The sequence below is a fragment of the Actinoplanes couchii genome, from assembly GCF_016862075.1.
Classification (GTDB): Bacteria; Actinomycetota; Actinomycetes; order Mycobacteriales; family Micromonosporaceae; genus Actinoplanes; species Actinoplanes couchii.
This window is the reverse complement of the sequence record NZ_BOMG01000057.1, coordinates 148520-166830: the sequence shown is the minus strand read 5'-3', so window position 1 is coordinate 166830 and position 18311 is coordinate 148520. Positions and strand designations below refer to the sequence as shown.

At 69.0% G+C, this 18311-nt stretch carries 14 protein-coding genes; 9 read left to right on the top strand and 5 right to left on the bottom strand.

Annotated features, from left to right (window positions below):
• Nucleotides 1-74: 74 nt before the first annotated feature.
• From Aco03nite_RS23995 to Aco03nite_RS23965, 7 genes are all read left to right on the top strand, one after another.
• Nucleotides 75-1175: a uroporphyrinogen-III synthase gene (locus tag Aco03nite_RS23995; RefSeq protein ID WP_203798022.1), complete on the top strand. Its 1101-nt coding sequence runs from the start codon at nucleotides 75-77 to the stop codon at nucleotides 1173-1175.
• Nucleotides 1176-1755: 580 nt separating this feature from the next.
• Entirely contained in the window at nucleotides 1756-2442 is a 687-nt protein-coding gene (locus tag Aco03nite_RS23990) for a sirohydrochlorin chelatase (RefSeq protein WP_203798020.1), read from the top strand.
• A 443-nt stretch (nucleotides 2443-2885) separates the two neighbouring features.
• Nucleotides 2886-5528 carry a nitrite reductase large subunit NirB gene (gene nirB, locus Aco03nite_RS23985; RefSeq protein WP_239145378.1) on the top strand — a complete coding sequence of 881 codons (2643 nt, stop codon included), beginning with the start codon at nucleotides 2886-2888 and terminating at the stop codon, nucleotides 5526-5528.
• On the top strand, nucleotides 5525-5821 hold the full coding sequence (locus Aco03nite_RS23980) for a Rieske (2Fe-2S) protein (RefSeq protein ID WP_203798018.1): 297 nt from the start codon (nucleotides 5525-5527) through the stop codon (nucleotides 5819-5821). The genes nirB and Aco03nite_RS23980 overlap by 4 nt, the downstream gene beginning before the upstream one ends.
• A 2-nt stretch (nucleotides 5822-5823) precedes the next feature.
• The gene (locus Aco03nite_RS23975; protein WP_203798016.1) at nucleotides 5824-7158 is read left to right on the top strand and encodes a nitrate/nitrite transporter; all 1335 of its coding nucleotides are present in this window, start codon (nucleotides 5824-5826) and stop codon (nucleotides 7156-7158) included.
• 174 nt (nucleotides 7159-7332) lie between these two features.
• Nucleotides 7333-7776 carry a hypothetical protein gene (locus Aco03nite_RS23970; protein ID WP_203798014.1) on the top strand — a complete coding sequence of 148 codons (444 nt, stop codon included), beginning with the start codon at nucleotides 7333-7335 and terminating at the stop codon, nucleotides 7774-7776.
• Nucleotides 7777-7900: 124 nt separating this feature from the next.
• Nucleotides 7901-8542: an immunity protein YezG family protein gene (locus Aco03nite_RS23965; RefSeq protein ID WP_203798013.1), complete on the top strand. Its 642-nt coding sequence runs from the start codon at nucleotides 7901-7903 to the stop codon at nucleotides 8540-8542.
• Here Aco03nite_RS23965 and Aco03nite_RS23960 read toward each other — a convergent pair.
• Together Aco03nite_RS23960 and Aco03nite_RS23955 are read right to left on the bottom strand one after the other, a co-directional pair.
• Nucleotides 8502-10307, bottom strand: coding sequence for a hypothetical protein (locus tag Aco03nite_RS23960; RefSeq protein ID WP_203798011.1), 1806 nt, complete (start codon nucleotides 10305-10307; stop codon nucleotides 8502-8504). The genes Aco03nite_RS23965 and Aco03nite_RS23960 overlap by 41 nt on opposite strands.
• Entirely contained in the window at nucleotides 10304-11062 is a 759-nt protein-coding gene (locus Aco03nite_RS23955; RefSeq protein ID WP_203798009.1) for an ABC transporter ATP-binding protein, read from the bottom strand. Before Aco03nite_RS23955 ends, Aco03nite_RS23960 begins: the two co-directional genes overlap by 4 nt.
• Nucleotides 11063-11150: 88 nt before the next feature.
• Between Aco03nite_RS23955 and Aco03nite_RS23950 the strand changes: the two genes are divergently transcribed.
• Together Aco03nite_RS23950 and Aco03nite_RS23945 are read left to right on the top strand one after the other, a co-directional pair.
• Nucleotides 11151-13034 carry a zinc metalloprotease gene (locus Aco03nite_RS23950; protein WP_203798007.1) on the top strand — a complete coding sequence of 628 codons (1884 nt, stop codon included), beginning with the start codon at nucleotides 11151-11153 and terminating at the stop codon, nucleotides 13032-13034.
• An 82-nt stretch (nucleotides 13035-13116) separates the two neighbouring features.
• Entirely contained in the window at nucleotides 13117-14559 is a 1443-nt protein-coding gene (locus Aco03nite_RS23945) for a DHA2 family efflux MFS transporter permease subunit (RefSeq protein ID WP_203798005.1), read from the top strand.
• 76 nt (nucleotides 14560-14635) lie between these two features.
• Here the strand turns inward: Aco03nite_RS23945 and Aco03nite_RS23940 are convergent, their stop codons facing one another.
• The 3 genes from Aco03nite_RS23940 to Aco03nite_RS23930 all read right to left on the bottom strand — a co-directional run bounded on the left by Aco03nite_RS23940 (nucleotide 14636) and on the right by Aco03nite_RS23930 (nucleotide 18018).
• On the bottom strand, nucleotides 14636-15553 hold the full coding sequence (locus Aco03nite_RS23940; RefSeq protein WP_203798004.1) for a carbohydrate ABC transporter permease: 918 nt from the start codon (nucleotides 15551-15553) through the stop codon (nucleotides 14636-14638).
• Nucleotides 15553-16530 (bottom strand): carbohydrate ABC transporter permease, encoded by a 978-nt coding sequence (locus Aco03nite_RS23935; RefSeq protein ID WP_373872632.1) that lies wholly within the window; start codon nucleotides 16528-16530, stop codon nucleotides 15553-15555. The genes Aco03nite_RS23940 and Aco03nite_RS23935 overlap by 1 nt, the downstream gene beginning before the upstream one ends.
• 120 nt (nucleotides 16531-16650) lie before the next feature.
• Nucleotides 16651-18018 (bottom strand): ABC transporter substrate-binding protein, encoded by a 1368-nt coding sequence (locus tag Aco03nite_RS23930; RefSeq protein WP_203798003.1) that lies wholly within the window; start codon nucleotides 18016-18018, stop codon nucleotides 16651-16653.
• Nucleotides 18019-18311 lie beyond the last annotated feature (293 nt).

Here is an 18311-nt window from a genome sequence, read left to right as displayed (position 1 = left end):
AACATTGCTTTGCCGGTCCCGAAATCAGGCCTTAGGACTCTTGCACCGGACAGGCGGCTCAGGATGGGGACCGGATGATCGAGGGTGTATTGACCGGCTTCACCGTGGCGGTGACTGCCGAACGGCGCCGCAACGAGATGGCCGCACTGCTGGAACGGCGCGGAGCACGGGTGATCAGCGCTCCGGCGATCACCATCATCCCCTTGATCGACGACGAGGCGCTGCACGCGGCGACCGCGGCCTGCATCGGTCTCGAACCGCACATCGTGGTCGCCACCACCGGTTTCGGGTTCCGCGGCTGGCTGGAGGCGGCCGAGGGCTGGGGGCTGGCCGAGGCGTTGCGTGTCTCCCTGAGCAACGCCCGGATCATCGCCCGCGGCCCGAAACCGTGCGGCGCGATCCGTGCGGCCGGCCTCACCGAGGACTGGGCGGCGAAGACCGAAGCCTCCGAGGAGGTGCTGGAGAGACTGCTCGCCGAGGGTGTGGCGGGCCGCCGGATCGTGGTGCAGGAACACGGCGAACCCCAAACCGAATTCGTCAGAGCTTTGCGTACGGCCGGAGCTGCCGTTGTCGAAGTCCCCGTCTACCGATGGGCCATGCCTCCGGACGTGGCCCCGGTGAAACGCCTCACCGAACAGGTGGCCGCCGGGCAGATCGACGCGGTGACGTTCACCAGCGCACCGGCGGTCAAGGCGTTCCTGCAGATCGCCGAGGAGAGCCGCGCGGACGTGGCCACGGCATTCGGCTGCGGCACCCTGGCCGCGTGTGTCGGCCCGGTGACCGCCGCGCCGCTGATCGAGCGGGGCATCCCGGTGGTGATGCCGGAGCGTTACCGCCTGGGCGCGCTGATCAAGACGGTCGCCGACGAGCTGCCGAGCCGGGCCCTGCGCCTGCACGTGGCCGGCACGATCCTGGAGGTGCGGGGCCACGCGGCCCTGATCGACGGGGCAACCCACGCACTGGCACCCGCGGCGATGGCGATCCTGTCGGCGCTGGCCAGCCGTCCCGGCGCGGTGGTCTCGAAGGACCAGCTGGCAATGGCCCTGCCCCGAGGCAACGACGGCCACGCGGTGGACGTGGCGGTGGCCCGCTTGAGGGCGGCCCTGGGCTCCGGAAAACACATCGAGACCGTGATCAAACGAGGCTATCGCCTACGCATAGACGAAGCCGCCTGACCCAAGTCAGGTCAACACGAGTCAAGTCAACACGAGTCAAATCAACACAAGTCAAGTCAACAGGACCGGCGACGCGGCCGGCCCTGCCAGGTGCCCGATGCACATGCCGGGCCTGGAACGCGGTACCGAAGTTCGCGAGCCTGATGACATGCCGGGCCGCTCCTGTCTCGTAGGAAATCGACTCCCCGCACCGAACGGAACGCACTGAGCGGCGTGCCACCAGATGGAGTGCCCTGACTGATGGCCCACAACGTCGACTCGATGAGCGGCCTGAGCGTCCTGGCCACCACCATGGCGTCAGCCACCGGATCGCCGCTCAGGGCCGGAGGGGAACTGAACCGGGTTCGCCGGAAGGAATGCACTGAACGGTGTGCCACCGGATGGAGCGCGCCGGGTGAAGCGCATCGGGTGGAGCGCATCGGGGGTTGCGCCGAATGGAGCACACCGGGCGGAGCGCACCGAGTGGAGCGTGCTGAACGGGGTGCGCCGGATGGAGTGCGCTGAACAGAGCGTGCCGAGCACACTCCGCGACGTGGATGCCGGGCGGGTGGGGGAGTGCTGAAACTCAAGGAGAAGGTCTATGTCTGCATTTCCCACGCTGATCGCTGTCGCCCATGGCACCCGGTCGCCGGCCGGGCGGCGGCAGATTCAGGAGCTCGCCTCTGCGGTGGCGCGGCGGCGTCCCGGGCTGGATGTTCGGCTCTGCTACGTGGACGTGCAGGAACCCAAGGTGGCCGAGGTGGTTCCGGCCGTCGGGGACGCGGTGGTGGTGCCGTTGCTGCTCTCGTGTGGATATCACGTCCGTGTTGACATCGCTGATGCAGTCAAGTCAACACGTATCCCGGTCAGCCCGCCGCTCGGGCCGGATCCGGTCTTTCTCGCCAGCCTGCGCCGGAACCTGCCGCGCGCCGACGCCGTGGTTCTGGCCTCGGCCGGTTCGTCGGATCCGCTGTGGGTGGAGGGCATTCGTGAGGTGGCGGCCCAACTGCCCGGCCGGGTCGAACTCGGCTACACCTCCGGCAGCGGCCCGCGGGTGAAGGACGTGGTCGCCATGTTGCGGACGGAAGGCGCCAAAACTGTGGCGGTAGCCGCGTACCTGCTGGCCGAAGGTTTGTTCTACCGCACCTTGCACGGCGCGGGCGCCGACGCGGTGACCCCGCCCTTGTGTCACGACCCAGCCGTGGCCGACCTGGTCCTGAGCCGGTTCGATACCGCCATCAAGAGCAACACCACCGACACCCCGGTCGGAGCAGGCAGCAGAGGCTGATCCCCGGCCCGCCACGGAAAGGCGCGGTCCGTGAGGGAAAGCGCATGTTCGCGGTCCACGAGGGATCGCGGTTCGGGCGGGAGGGTGGCGTGTTCGCGGTCTGCGGGGGATTGCGGTTCGGGCGGGAGGGTGGCGTGTTCGCGGTCCGGCAGGGATAGCGGTTCGGGCGGGGAAAGCGGTTCGGGCGGGGATAGCGGTTGGGCGGGGAAAGCGGTTCGGGCTGGGAAAGCGGCACCGCCTTCGCGAGGAAACGGCGACAAGGACGTGGGGAGGCGGGCGGCGGTGGAGATGTGTGGTGGGGCCTGGTGGGGGCGGCTTCTCACAACGGGTTGTGGCTGGTTGTAGGGATTTCTGAACAGCAGTGTCACCGGTAGGCGTCTCGGGGGTTAACGGCGGCGCTGAAGCATCAGCAGTGACCAGACGCCCGGACTGCTGGAGATCTGATGACGCAACGCCTGGTGGTTATCGGCAACGGCATGGCCGGGGCCCGCACGGTTGAGGAGATCCTCGCCCGGAGCAAGAACCGAAAAGAGAACCGGAACGAGGTTGGTGGCGAGGGCCGGATCCCGGATGGGAACGAGGTTGGTGGTGAGGGCCGGAATCCGAACCGGAACGAGGTTCGCGGTGAGGGCCGGGAACCGGGCGAAGGTCGCAGTGCGGAGCGGGAGGCGCGCCGGAGTGGCGAGGGTGGTGGGGACGGTGGGTTCGTCGTCACGATGTTCGGGGACGAACCCTATGGGAACTACAACCGGATCATGCTCTCCAACCTGCTCGCGGGGGTGGAGGACGAGGCCGGGATCTTTCTCAACGACCTCGGCTGGTACGCCGACAACGGGATCACCCTGCACTCCGGCACCCGGATCGAGCGGATCGACCGCACCGCGAAACTCGTCTACGCGGCGGACGGCACCGCCACCCCGTACGACAAGCTGATCATCGCCACCGGGTCCAGCTCGTGGACTCCGCCGATCAAGAACATCAACAATCCGAAGCGGGGCTACCACCAGGGGGTCTTCGCGTTCCGGACGCTCGACGACACGCGCGGGATGATCCGGTACGCCCGCGATCACGAGCGTGCCGTGGTCATCGGCGGTGGGCTCCTCGGTCTGGAAGCCGCCCGCGGCCTGCAGAATCACGTCAGCGAAGTGACGCTTCTGCACGCCATGGGCCACCTGATGAACGTCCAGCTGGACGAGCGGGCCGGCACCATGCTGAAGGACAGTGTGGAGAGCCGCCTCGGCATCAAGGTGGTCCTGAACGCGATGACCACCGAGATCCTCGGCAAGGACCGCGTCACCGGCGTGAAACTCGCCGACGGAACCGTGATCGACGCCGACGTGATCGTGGTCGCCGCCGGCATCCGGCCGAACACCCGGGTCGCCGCGGACAGCGGCCTCACCGTCGAGCGCGGCATCGTCGTCGACGACCAGATGCGCGCGATCGGCGAGGACGACATCTACGTGGTCGGCGAGTGCGCCCAGCACCGCGGCGAGATGTACGGCCTGGTCGCGCCCCTGTGGGAGCAGGCGAAGGTGCTGGCCGACCACATCACCGGCAGCGACCCGGACGCCGCCTACCGCGGTTCGAAACTGCACACGAAGCTGAAAGTAGCCGGCATCGACGTGGCAGCGATGGGCCTGAAGGAGCCGGAGACCGACGACGACGAGGTGATCGTCTACAGCGAGCCGAAGAAGGGCCTCTACAAGCAGATCATCATCCGCGACGGGGCGCTGGTCGGTGCCACGCTGGTCGGCGACAACAGCAAGGCGGCGGGCCTGATCCAGGCTTTCGACCGGGGAGAACCTCTTCCGGACGTACGCGCGGAGCTGCTTTTTGATCTCGGCGGCGCAAAAGCCGAGGTCACGCCCGGGGAGATGCCCGACGACGCCCAGGTCTGCAACTGCAACGGCGTCAGCAAGGGTGCGATCTGCGGCGTCGTCGACGGCGGCTGCCGGACGGTCAGCGGCGTGATGGACAGGACCCGGGCCGGTAAGGGTTGCGGGACCTGCAAGCCGCTGGTGCAGCGGATCGTCGAGTGGGCGGCCGGCGGCGAGGCCGAGGAGGATCCGGCGGCGTCCTGGTACGTGCCGGGCGTCCCGATGCCGAAACCCGAACTGATGGCCGTCATCCGCCGGTACGAACTGAAGAGTGTCTCGTCGGTTTTCGACAAGCTGGTGCCCGGTGGCGAGCACGACGCGAAGAGCAAGATGGGCCTGGCGTCGCTGCTGAAGATGATGTGGGCCGACGAGTACGTCGACGAGCGTGACGCCCGTTTCATCAACGACCGGGTGCACGCCAACATCCAGCGCGACGGCACGTTCTCGGTGGTCCCGCAGATGAAAGGCGGCGTCACCACCCCGGATCAGCTCCGCCGGATCGCCGACGTGGCCGACAAGTACGGCGTGCCGATGGTGAAACTCACCGGCGGCCAGCGCATCGACCTGCTCGGTGTGCCGAAGGAGCAGCTCCCGGCGATGTGGGCGGACCTGGACATGCCGTCCGGGTACGCGTACGCCAAGAGTTTCCGGACCGTGAAGACCTGTGTCGGCTCGGACTACTGCCGGTTCGGCGTCGGCGATTCGACAGCCCTGGGCATCGCGCTGGAAGAGCGCTACCAGGGGCTGGAAGGTCCCGGCAAGATGAAGCTCGCCGTGACGGGTTGCCCGCGCAACTGTGCGGAGGCGTACGTCAAGGATCTGGGTGTCGTCGCCATCGACGGTGGTAGGTGGGAGATCTACGTCGGCGGCGCCGCCGGAGCCCACATCCGCAAGGGTGACCTGCTCACCACGGTCGGCACGGCCGACGAGGTGATCCGGCTGACCGGGCGCTTCCTGCAGTACTACCGGGAGAACGCGAACTGGCTGGAGCGCACCTACACGTTCGTCCCGAGGGTCGGCATCGACCGGATCCGGGAGATCGTCGTGGACGACTCGGACGGTATCGCGCAAGCTCTGGACGCCGCCGTGGAAGAAGCCGTCCAGGCCTACCAGGATCCGTGGAAGGAACGGGCCGTCCCGGCCACACCGGGCCAGTTCCGCACCTCCCTGCCCCTGACCGTCCTCCCGCAGGTTCCGGTGCGCGCATGAGGAATCTCGGCCCGGTCGACGACATCCCCCTCGGCGAGGGCCGCACCTACGCCGTCGGTGACGACATGATCGCCGTCTTTCACTTGAGAACAGGCGAGGTCCGCGCGGTGTCCGCGGTCTGCCCGCACAAGGGCGGCCCGCTCGCCGACGGGCAGATCGACAACCGCGTCGTCGTCTGCCCGCTGCACCTGTACGCATGGGACCTCGCCACCGGGTGTTCCCAGTCCGGCCAGCCCGCGATCGACGTCTACCCGGTGCGGGTCGACGACGGTCAACTCATTCTGGGAGTCTGACGATGACCGCGACTTTGGAACGGCCCGCCGCGAGAAGCCTCTCCGGCCACTGGATCGACGACTGGCGGCCCGAGGACCGGGAGTTCTGGGACAACGGTGGCAAACGGATCGCCGGACGGAACCTGATCTTCTCGATCCTGTCCGAGCACATCGGTTTCTCGGTGTGGTCGCTGTGGTCGGTGATGGTGCTCTTCCTGGGGCCCGCCTACGGCTTCGATCCGGCGCAGAAGTTCCTGCTCACCGCGGTGCCGACGCTGGTCGGGGCGGGGCTGCGGATCCCGTACACGTTCGCGGTGGCCCGGTTCGGCGGCCGGAACTGGACCATCATCAGTGCGTCGCTGCTGCTGATCCCGTCGATTCTGGCCGCGTTCCTGATCGAGCCCGGGGTGTCGTACGAAACCCTCCTGATCCTGGCCGCACTGGCCGGTGTCGGCGGTGGCAACTTCGCGTCGTCGATGGCGAACATCAACGCGTTCTACCCGGACCGGCTCAAGGGCTGGGCGCTCGGTGTCAACGCGGGCGGCGGCAACATCGGCGTCCCGGCGGTGCAGCTGGTCGGCCTGCTCGTGCTGGCCACCGTGGGCGCCGGCAGCCCCGGTCTGGTGGCCGGCGTCTACATCCCGCTGATCGTGCTCGCGGCCGTCGGCTCGGCGCTGTACATGGACAACCTGGCGCAGGCCCGCAACGAGAAGCGCGGCATGCGGGACGCCGCCAAGGAGGGTCACACCTGGGTCATGTCGGTGCTCTACATCGGCACGTTCGGCTCGTTCATCGGGTTCGGTTTCGCGTTCGGCCAGGTGCTGCAGGTGCAGTTCGCGGAGACGTTCGACACCCCGGTCAAGGCGGCCTGGCTGACCTTCATCGGCCCGCTGCTGGGGTCGCTGATCCGGCCGTTCGGCGGGGCACTGGCGGACCGGTTCGGCGGCGGAAAGGTCACGTTCGTCAACTTCATCGGGATGGCCGCCGGCGCGTCGATCGTGCTGTTCGCGGCCCAGCAGCGGTCGCTGGCGCTGTACCTGGTCGGGTTCATCAGCCTGTTCGTCCTCAGCGGACTGGGCAACGGGTCGACGTACAAGATGATCCCGGCGATCTTCAAGCAGAAGTACGCGGGTGACGAGCACACGGCCCGGCGGATCTCCGGTGCGGTCATCGGCATCGCCGGGGCGATCGGGGCGGTCGGCGGGGTGCTGGTGAACCTGGCGTTCCGGCAGTCGTTCCTGACCTATCAGGACGCCGACGCGGCCTATCTCGCCTTCATCGGGTTCTACGCGCTCTGCGTGGTGATCACCTGGGTGGTCTACCTGCGGCCGTCGGCTCGCACCAAGATCGCCGTTTGACGGATGCCGTGCTCCCCGAACGGGGGGCACGTTTCTGACTGAAAGTACGAGTTTAACCCGTTAAAACGCAATTATTCACTCGTAAGTGTCCGACTTTGCCAAGATTTCCACGCGAAAACGCCCATACGATGCATCCCGTCCAGAAAATCCCTTTCTCCGGAAAAAGGTGATCGTATGAACAGGATCATTCGTGCCGCCGTGATGTCCGGCGTGGCAGTCGCCGCCGGTCTGACCATGGCGGCCGGGCCGGCCTCGGCGGTTTCCGCGTCCGGGTCCGTCGGCGAGAAGGCGGCCTCCGTGTCCGGGTCCGTCGGCGAGAAGGCCGGCGAGAAGCGGGTGGCGGCCCAGCAGAAGGCCAACCCGCGCCGGGACCGCATCGCCGGCGTCTACCGCACCCTGCGGACCTGTGACAAGGTCGGCCGGGCCGGCCAGTGGAAGCGGCAGTGGAGCCGGTACTCCTGCGTCCGGATCGACCGTGGTTACCACGGCAACTGGGCCCTGAAGGTCTCCACCGGCCGGCCGGGCGGCTACCCGGGCGGCGGGCACCAGGGCGGTTACCAGGGCGGCTACCAGGGTGGCGGGCACCAGCACGGCGGCCACTACCAGGGCACCCGCTAGAGACCGGCGCCAGAGAAGGCCGGGGGCCGCACCCGGAACGGGGTGCGGCCCTCGGCCGTTGCGAAGAGGGAGATCGTGTACCCCGCCGACCGGACCTTGCGCGTCATCGATAGGCTCCCGCGTCGTGCGCGACGACGTCATCAGCAAGATCGCATCGCTACTGCGGGAGATCCTCCCGGCCGGGGCAACCGAGATCGTTCTCGAAGGTGAGGCCGACGAGGGCTGGTCCAGCGCCACCTTCGCCGTGGTCTGGCCGGACGGCGCCGAGACCACTCTCGGCCCGGACGAACACCCCGGGCAGGCCGACGAGATCAGCGCGCTGCTGATCCGGCTGTGGGAGGCCGACGAGGCCTCCGACCCCTGGCACGACGTCACCGTCACGGTGCGCCGCGACGGCGAACCCGAGGTGGACTTCTCGGCCGGCGAGCCGCTCTCCGAGACCGACGAGATCATCGAGAGCCTGGCGGTGGTGCTGCGCGAGGTCCTGCCGGACGACGCCGTCAAGATCGTCCTCGACGGTGAGCTGGACGAGGACTGGTCGAGCCACGACCTGACGATGTACCGCGAGGACGGGACGTCGTACCACATCGACTGGGACGACGCCCCGGAGTCGCTCGACGACATCGCCGACTACCTGATCGACCTCTTCGAGGCGACCACGGAGGACGGCGACGACCCCTGGTACGGGATCACCATGACCGTCCGCCGCGACGACACCTTCGAGATCAACTTCTCGTACGAGCCTCTGGAGAAGACCCAGGACTGAGCGGGTACGGGCGGCGGCCCCACAGCACCAGCCCGGTCAGCAGCAGCGCACCGCCGAGGGCGACCATCGCGACCGCGACACCGGTCCGGGCGCCCCCGGTCAGGTGCGAGGCCACGATCCAGCCGCCGGAGATGTCGAAGACCAGCACCATCAGCCCCTGCGGGACCACCGGAACCCATCCCACCATCAGCAGGATCAGCGCCCACGCGGTCGCCTTGTTCCGGCGGTACCACTCGGCGTCCCACGTCAGCGGGATCGCCGTCTCCGGCGGGCGGGTGCGCTGACCGGCCGCGGCGAGCACCTCGGCGCCGCGGCCGGCCAGCCGGTCGTCGGCCAGCCACCGGCCGGCGAACCACAACAGCGCGCCGGAGACCACCCCGGCCACCGGCGCGAGTGCGGACGGCCCCCAGATCAGGCAGGCGACCGGCGCCGCGGCCGCGAGCACGCCGCCGCCCACCGCGACCAGCACGCTGATCATGTCGGTCGGGTTGTCGGCCGAGGTGGGATGCCGGACATCCGGCACCGGGCGCACCCGCAGCAGCGACACCCACACCGGCACGGTGCCACCCGCTCCCAGCACGGCGGGCAGCACCGCCAGCGCGGGCAGCGGATCCACCTGGGGCGCGACGAGCATCCCGGCGACGGTCAGCAGCACCGCGATCGGCGTGACCAGCAGCAGCCAGGCCAGCGCCCGCCCGCGCACCTCGGCCCGCTCGCCGCCCGGTGTGCCGAACGGCATCCACAGCGCGGTCCCGTCCAGCCCGACCAGCCCGGCCGACATGCCCGCCGCCCACAACGCGGTGAGCACCCCGGCCCACGGCACCAGCAGATCGGCGCCGGCCAGCAGCGGCAGCCCGGCCAGCAGCGTGCCGTAGACGACGGCGAACGCCAGGTACTGCAGGCGCAGCGGATGCCGGCCCCAGGCGCGCAGCTCCCGCCCGGCGACCGCCCACACCGGGCCGGGCCCCCACACTCCCGCCCGCGGGGACAGCGACCGTCCGGGCCTCCGGGACGACCCCGACGCGAGGGTACGCCGGACCAGGGTCAGGTAGGCCGCCCCGAGGACCAGCACGATCGCCACCAGCCCGATGATCATCCCGAACCCGCGCCCGGACGGCCCGGCCACCGCGGACAGCGGCCAGCTCCCCGGGAACCACGGCAGCCACCGCACGATGTGCCCCGGAGTTCCGGCGAGCAGGAAGGTGATCCACGGCGCGACCGCCCACACCGAGCCGAACACACCCATCACGGTGCCGGTGAACACCCCGGTGAGGATCGCCCCGGCCGGCCCACCGGCGTGCCCGATCGACTCCAGCGCGAACGCCGACCCGATCAGCCCGATCAGCCACAGCAGCAGGGCCCCGAACCCGGCCACCAGCACCCCGCGCGCCCCGTAGCGGGCCGCGTGCACCGGCAGCGCCGCCAGGGCCACCAGGGAGACCAGCGGGCCGATCCCGATCGCTGAGGCGAGCAGCAGCCCGGCCGCTGCCGGCAGGCTGCCGATCGGCTCCAGGCGCAGGTGCGACGGGCGCACCCGGCCCCGCCCGGCGCCCAGCATCAGCGGCAGCACCAGCCAGCCGAGCACCCACGTCCCGGCCAGGATCGACAACGTGTGCTGGTCGCCGTACGACGCGTAATGAATCAGCCAACCGGCCGCGAGTAGACCGGCGATCGCGGCCACCGCCGGACCCGGATGCTCGCGCAGCGAGCGACGGAACATGCTCGCCCGCATCCGCGACGGCGTGAGAGCGGCCGAGGCGCTCACCGGACGAGCCAGGACAGGCCGTCGGCGCCACCGGTCTCGGCGCCGACCAGCTCGACGAACCGGTCCTCCAAGGGGACGCCGCCGGCCACCGCGGCGACCGTGCCGGCCGCGACGACGGTGCCCTGGTGGATCACGGTGACGTCGTCGCACATCTGCTCGACCAGCAGCATCGAGTGGGTGGAGAGCACGCAGGTGCCGCCGCTGTCGACGAAGCGCCGCAGCACCCGCCGGATGCTCGCCGCCGACACCGGGTCCACCGCCTCGAACGGCTCGTCCAGCACCAGCAGGCGCGGCGCGTGCAGCAGCGCCTGGGCCAGGCCGACCTTCTTGCGGTTGCCGGTGGAGCAGTCGGCCAGCGGCGTCGCGGCGGCCTTGGTGATGCCGAGGACCTCGATCAGCTCCCCGGCCCGCTCGGCCGCGGCGGTGCGGGACAGTCCGCGGAGCCCGGCGCTGTACCGCAGCAGCTCCGCGCCGGTGAGCCGTTCCGGCAGGTCCAGCCCGTCCGGCAGGACCCCGGTCAGGCTCCGTGCGGTGGCCCGGTCGCGGACCGCGTCGTGCCCGAGGATCCGGATCTCCCCGGCGTCCGGGACGATCAGGCCGACGGCCATGCCGATGGTGGTGGACTTGCCGGCCCCGTTGGGCCCGACGATGCCGTGAAAGGTTCCCGGCCGGACGGTCAGATCGACACCGTCCACTGCGCGGAATGTTCCGAAGGTTTTACGTAATCCCCGTATCTCCAGGGCGTTTGTTGCCATGCGGCAAAGAGTAGGCAATGTGGAGCCGTCGAGGGTTCCCATCGGCGGTCGTTGATGGAAGCGTGTCCGCATGGGATGGAGAAGATCTATGGCCGTGGCGGTCGTCGCGGTTCTCGTCGGCGCCGGAGCGGGCCCGGCCGGCGCCTCCGCCGCGCCGTCACTGAGCTATCTGAAGCCGGGCGGCCAGCCGCGCCTCGTCGAGAAGGTGCCGGTCAACGTCGTATTCGTCGGGTACGAGCCGTCGCAGGTCGCCAAGAACGCCTTCCTCGGCGAGCTGGCGCCCGGTTACGAGCCGGTGGTCCGGTCGCGTCTCTGGTACGGCGAGACCGAGAAACTGGGCATCACCTACAAATACGACTACCGGCTTACGTACGCCAACCAGAGCTACGAGGACAGGTTCTTCAAGCAGCTCGGCAAGCTGGCGAAACCGGCCCCGCTGACGGCGTATCAGCAGGCCTACAACGACCAGGCGAACAACGTCCTGGACATCACTGGCAACAGCACGATCGACGCGCCCAGCGTGGAGAAGTGGCTGGCCTTCAACCCGCCGTCCGGGGTGGACACCCGCCGCAACACGGTCTTCTTCGTGAACTGGTTCGGCCGGTCCGACTTCCGGCACCACGTGTACACCAAGACCGGCGAACCGGACCCGGACACCGGCTACGACTTCGGCGCCGAGCGGGACAGCCGCAAGATGATCGCCTGGGGCGGCACCACCGCCGACGACGAGGAGACCGGTCTGGGCGCCACCCGGCGGGTCTGGTTCCACGACCTGTCGGCCGGCCCGGAGTCCTGGACCGCGAACTACGACGTGGACAACGCCGACGTCGACGGTGACGGTGTGCCCGACTACCGGATGCCGCCGACCTGGGAGTACGTGAACGGCGGCTACCGTGCCCCGTCCGCGCTCGCCGGCGACCTCGGGAAGATCACCCGGTACGTGGCGCTGAACCTGCTCTTCACCACCTCGCCGCTGTACCCGGTCGAGCTGCCCACGGCCAACCCGCCGAAGACCCTGGACATCGACAACAACACGTACGAGGGCTGGCCCGGCGTCGACGCGTCGAAGGAGTACATCACTCCGGAGCTGCTCGTCCAGGAACTGTCCGAGCTGCGCTGGCGCAACCGGTTCTCCCAGGACTTCCAGGATCTGCCGTACGACGCGAAGGCCGAGCAGTGCTACCTCGGCGTCCTCACCGGGGAGTCCTGCTACCCGGAGACCGGTCTCCCGGCGATGGCGAACCTGTACCTCTACAACACCGAGAACCTGGACCGCGCCCTCGACGACCGGGGGAAGGTCGACTACGAGATCCCGCTGTTCAACTACGCGGTCGGGGCCGGCATCGGCAGCCCGGCGCTCGGATTCGCCGACGACGACTGGTCCGACGGCGACCAGAGCTACGTGTTCTCGTTCATCTCGCCCGAGATCGTCGCCTCCGGTTACGGCCTGACCACCACCCAGATCCACGAGGTCGGCCACCACCTGGGCATGAGCCACCCGCACGACGGCTACGACAGCGCCACCGGCGTCGACTACGGCGGATCCGGCGAGTTCTACTACGCCAACGCCGGCGACGAGAACAACTCGATGATGTCCTACATCGACGTCAACTGGGACTTCAGCCAGTTCGACCGGGACAACAGCGACCGGTTCCTGACCGCCGCCTACTGGGAGGCCGCGAACCGGCTCGCCGCGACCGTCCCGGCGGGCCGGGGCAAGGCCGCGCTGAAGGCTGCCGACCTGCTGCTGGGCGGCGCGAGCAAGGCTTTCGCGGCCCACGACTACCGGTCGGCGTACGCGCTGGCGGAGAAGGCCTACGACACGGTCCGGTCGATCCCGGGCGTGGACTCCGCCGGAGTCGCGGCGACGCTCAAGGCCGAGGCCGACCAGGCCCGCAGCAGCAGCAAGGTGCACGAGCCGCACGAGTTCATCGACACCCTGGCCCCGGACAGCCCGCGCAGCCAGCCGTGATCCGGTAGCCGGTCCCGGGAGCGATCCCGGGGCCGGCCCGTCTGCTTGACCTCAAGCGCGGTTGAGCACCGACGCTGGCCCGATGACCGATATCGCCCTGGCCGGCCGGAGCATCCGCGTCCTCGGCCTGACCATCGCCCTCGGCGGCCTGCTGGTCGTCGTCGACACCACGGTGACCGCGGTGGCGCTGCCCGCGATCGTCGCCGGCCTGCACACCTCGCTGCCGGCCGCCCAGTGGGTGACCATCGGGTACCTGCTCGGACTGGTCTCGGTGATCCCCCTCGCCGGCTGGGCCGTCGAACGTTTCGGCGCCCGCCGGGTCTACCTCACCGCGATGATCGTGTTCACCGTCCTGTCCCTGCTCGCCGGACTGGCCTGGGACGTGGTCTCGCTGGCCTTCTTCCGGTTCGTCCAGGGCCTCGGCGGTGGTCTGCTCACCCCGGTCGGCACGGCCATCGGGCTGCGGGCGACACCCCGGGAGGCCCGCGGCCGCCTGATGAGCCTGCTGGCGCTGCCGCTGGCGATCGGCCCGGTCTTCGGCCCGCCGCTGGCCGGCTGGCTCACCGACGCCGGTTCCTGGCGCTGGATCTTCCTGATCAACGTGCCGATCGGCCTGCTCGCCCTCGCGGTCTGCCGCCGGGTCCTCCCGAAAGATCAACCCCTTGCTGTCGTACGGTCGATCGACCTGCCCGGTCTGGCCCTGCTCTCCGGCGGGGCGGTCGCCGTCGTGCTGGGCGGCACCCTGCTGGAGCGTTCGCTGGGGTGGCTGGGCCTGCTCGCCGCCGGGATCGGGATGCTCGCCGTCTTCGTCCGCCGGGCCCGCCGGGTGCCGGAGCCGCTCGTCGATCTGCGGATGCTGGAACATCGGCCGTTCCGGGCCGGGCTGGGCGTGATGGCCTGCTTCGCGGCGGCGTACTTCGGCACCATGTCGGTCCTGCCGTTGTTCGTCCAGGGTGTCGGCGGCGACGGGGTGGCCCGGGCCGGGCTGCTGGTGCTGCCGCAGGCGGTCGTGGTGGCGGTGTTCGCCCAGGCCGGCACCCGGCTGATCGACCGGATCCCGCCGCGCCGGATCGTGCTCACCGGCACCACTCTCGGGACGGCCGGGGCGATCGCGCTGGGCACCGCGATGGCCACCGACGCCGGCTATCCGTGGCTGGTGGCGGCGGCGATGGTGCTCGCCGCCGGATCGGGCGCCACCCTGCTGCCGGCGATGACGGTCGCGACCCGGGACCTGGACCACGACCAGACCCCGCGCGGCATCACCCTGCTCACCCTGGCCAACCAGCTCGCGTCGGCGACCGGCGGCGCGGCCGTCGCGGTCTCCCTGAGCCTGCTGGTCAGCGCCCGCGCGCCGGAGGCCGGGGGAGTGGGCGGCATGCTCGCCCTGGAACCCGCGGCCCGCGAGGCACTGCGCCCGGAACTCGCGGCGGCCGTGGGCGCCGCCTACGTGATCCCGGCCCTGCTGCTGGCGGCCAGCACGCTGATCGCGTTCCGCGCGCTGCGCCCGGTGGCACGGAGAGGGTGAGGCCCGAACGAGAAACGGCGGCCGCACCGGGAAGGTGCGGCCGCCGTTCACGCGGAGCAGGGGGAGAGGTGCGGGGTCAGCCCTTGACGCTGCCCGCGAGCAGGCCGCGGACGAAGTAGCGCTGCAGGAGCAGGAACACCGTGACCGGAATGACGATCGAGACGAAGGCGCCGGCCGACAGCAGGTACCAGGCCGTGCCCCGGGTGCCGCTCAGGTTGGACAGCTGCACCGTCATCGGCGAGATCTCCGGGGCGCCGGTGAACGTCAGCGCGACCAGCAGGTCGTTCCAGACCCAGAGGAACTGGAAGATGCCGAACGCCGCCAGTGCCGGGGTGAGCAGCGGCAGCAGCACCCGGAAGAAGATCGACACGTGCCCGGCGCCGTCGATCCGGGCCGCCTCGATCAGGCTGGACGGCACCTCCTTGATGAAGTTGTGCAGGAGGTAGATCGCCAGCGGCAGCGCGAACGTCGAGTGCGACAGCCACAGCGTCCAGAACGTGCCGTCGATGTCCATCGTGACGAACAGCTGGAGCAGCGGCAGCAGGGTCACCTGCAGCGGCACGATCTGCAGCGCGAAGATCGTGATGAACAGGAAGTTCTTCCCCGGGAAGTTCATCCAGGCGAACGCGTACGCCGCGAGCGAGGCGAGGCAGAGCGGGATGAGCACCGCGGGGATCGTGATGACCACCGAGTTGAGCAGGTAGTCCGCCAGGTTGACGCCGTTCTCCGCGTCGAAGACGGCCCGGTAGTTGTCCAGCGTCAGCGTCGGGTCGGAGAAGAACGTCCACCAGCCGGTCTTCTTGATCTGGTCCTCCGGGCGGAAGGACGAGACCAGCAGACCGAACGTGGGGATCGTCCACAGCACCGCGATGACGATCGCGACCAGCGACGCCCACGGCGAGGTGAGCTTGCTCTTCGCCGACGAGGCCGCGGACAGCTTCTTGCCTTCCGACTTCGACACCGGCGTGGTGGAGAGAGGAGCTGCGGTGGTCATCACGCCTCCGAACGGCGAAGCTGGCGGATGTTGTAGACGACGATCGGGATCACCAGGATGAACAGCACCACCGCGAGCGCCGCGCCGAAGCCACGGTTGTCGCTGCGGAAGGTCTGGCTGTAGAACTCGTTGGCGATGACGCTCGTCTCGAACCGGCCACCGGTCATGGTCTGGACGATGTCGAAGACCTTCAGGGTGCCGATGGCGATGGTGGTCAGCACCACCACGACCGCCGGGCGGATCGCCGGCAGGGTGACGAAGCGGAACATGCCCCACGGGCCGACGCCGTCGAGGCGGGCGGCCTCCACGATGTCGTCCGGGATCGCCTTGATCGCCGCGGACAGCACGGTCATCGCGAACCCGGCCTGGATCCACACCAGGATCACGATCAGCAGGAACGTGTTGAGCGGCGACTCGATCAGGAACTGGACCGGTTTGCCGCCGAACATCACGACGAATTCGTTGAGCAGGCCGATCTGCTGCACGTTGCGCTGGTCCGGGCGGTACTCGTAGACGAACTTCCAGATCACCGACGCCGCGACGAACGAGATCGACATCGGCAGGAAGACCAGCGCCTTGGCGAACGACTCGACCCGGGCCCGGTCCACCAGGATGGCGTAGAGCAGGCCGATCGCGGTCGCCACGAACGGCGTCAGCAGCACCCAGAACGCGGTGTTGCGCAGAACCGTCAGCTGTTCCGGATCACTGAAGATCGTCTTGTAGTTGTCGAGCCCGACGAAGTTCGTCAGCGACGCGTCGAGGAACGACTGGTAGATGGTGCGCAGACCCGGGTAGAGAAGCCCGACGCTGAGCAGCACGAGGGTCGGTAGCAGGTAGAGCGCGGCGATGGCACGGTCGCGCTTGCCGGTGAAACGCCCGGCGATGAACAGGATCAGGCCGACGACGGCGGCGAACAGCAGGATCGCCGCGAACATCTGACCGATCTTCTGACCGGCGGTGGAGGCGGTGGTGAACACGCGGCCCGTTCCTCCTTGGTTGTTTCCAAGCGAGAGAGAGGAGGTTAAGTGAAGAACAAGTGGCGAGAGACTGCTAGGGCCGACCGGGGGATACCCGGCCGGCCCATTGTTGCTAGCAGATCACTTCGGCCAGGCCGCTTCGATCTTGTCGAGCGTGGTCTTCGTGTCCTGCCCGGTGATCCAGGCGGTGGTCTGCTTCCAGAACGCGTTGGAGCCGACCGCGGCGGGCATCATGTCCGAGCCGTCGAAGCGGAACGTGGCGTTCGGGTCCTGCAGGATCTCGGCGGACAGCTTGTCGACCGGGTTCGTCAGGTTGTTGGGGTCCAGACCCTTGTTCGCGGAGACCCAGCCCGAGGAGAGCTTGGCCTTGGCGTTGGCCCAGGTGTCGCTGGACAGGTAGGTCTGGAACGCCTTGACCTCGGGACGGTCGGCGAACGCGACGACGAACTCGCCACCACCCAGGACCGGCTTGCTGTCGGCGGTCTCACCCGGCAGGTAGAAGGCGAAGACGTCGCCGTCCGCGGCCACCTTCTTGTCCTTGGGGAAGTTGGCCGCGTAGAACGAGGCCTGGCGGTGCAGCGAGCAGGTGCCGTCCAGGATGGGCAGGCCCGCGTCCTGGAAGGTGGTGCCGGCGATGCTCTTGACGTCGCCGAGGCCGCCGTTCACGTACTGGTCGTTCTTCAGGTAGCCGCCGACCGCGTCGAGGGCCGCGGTGGCCTCGGGACCGTTGAACGGGATTCCGTGGCTCACCCACTTGTCGTACGCCTCCGGCCCGGAGAGCCGGAGCATGAAGTCCTCCATCCAGTCGGTGAGCGGCCAGCCGGTCGCCTCACCGGAGGAGATGCCCGCGCACCACGGCTTCTTGCCGTCGGCGACCATCTTGTCGCTGAGCGTCTTCAGCTCGGCGAGCGTGGTGGGCACGGCGTAGCCGCTGTCCTTGAACTCGGTGGGGGAGTACCACACCAGGGACTTCACGTTGGCGCCCAGCGGCGCGGCGTAGAACTTGCCGTCGACCGTGCCGTACGCCTTCCAGTCCTTGCCGAAGTGCTTGTCCACGTTGGCCGCGGTCTCGGCCGGGGCCTCCTTGGCCTTGCCGGTGGCGACGAGGCGCTGCAGCAGGCCGGGCTGGGGCACGAACGCGAGGTCCGGCGGGTTGCCGGCCTCGGCGCGGATCAGCACCTGGGTCTCGAAGGCCTTGTCGCCCTCGTACTTGATGGTGGCGCCGGTGCACGTCTCGAACGGCTTGTACGAGTCGATGTGCGGCTTGTCCTCCGGGGTCACGATGCCGGTGTAGATCGTGACCGTCTTGCCTTTGATGTCACCGAACGCGGTGTACGGCGTGCAGTCGATGGCCGCCGCCGAACTGTCGGTGGTCCCGCTGTCCGTTTCCTTGCTGTCGCCGCAAGCACTGAGACCGAAAACCAGGCCCATGCTGAGGGCACCGGCGACCGCGACCCGGGATCGCGAACTCCCACGTTGAACGAACATACCGCTCCCTATGTCATATAGCGCCTCCGGCGTCTTGCGACGCCGCCGTCCGAAGCGCTTCTTGACCAACAGTCAAGAGGTAACCAGCAAGTTGCGCAATGATTTCAGCGCGATCGAGTCGGTAACGATATCGCTGCGACCCGTCGGCACCTTAACCGGTTAAGGAGATTGGCGGAAGAGCCTACCGGTAAGCCACCCGATCCGTGGGTAAATACCCGTATTTATCCAGACTAAACGTCTCGCCGGTATGGTGTGAGTCGGTTTTGCTGGAAGGGGCTTATCAGCCGGTACGG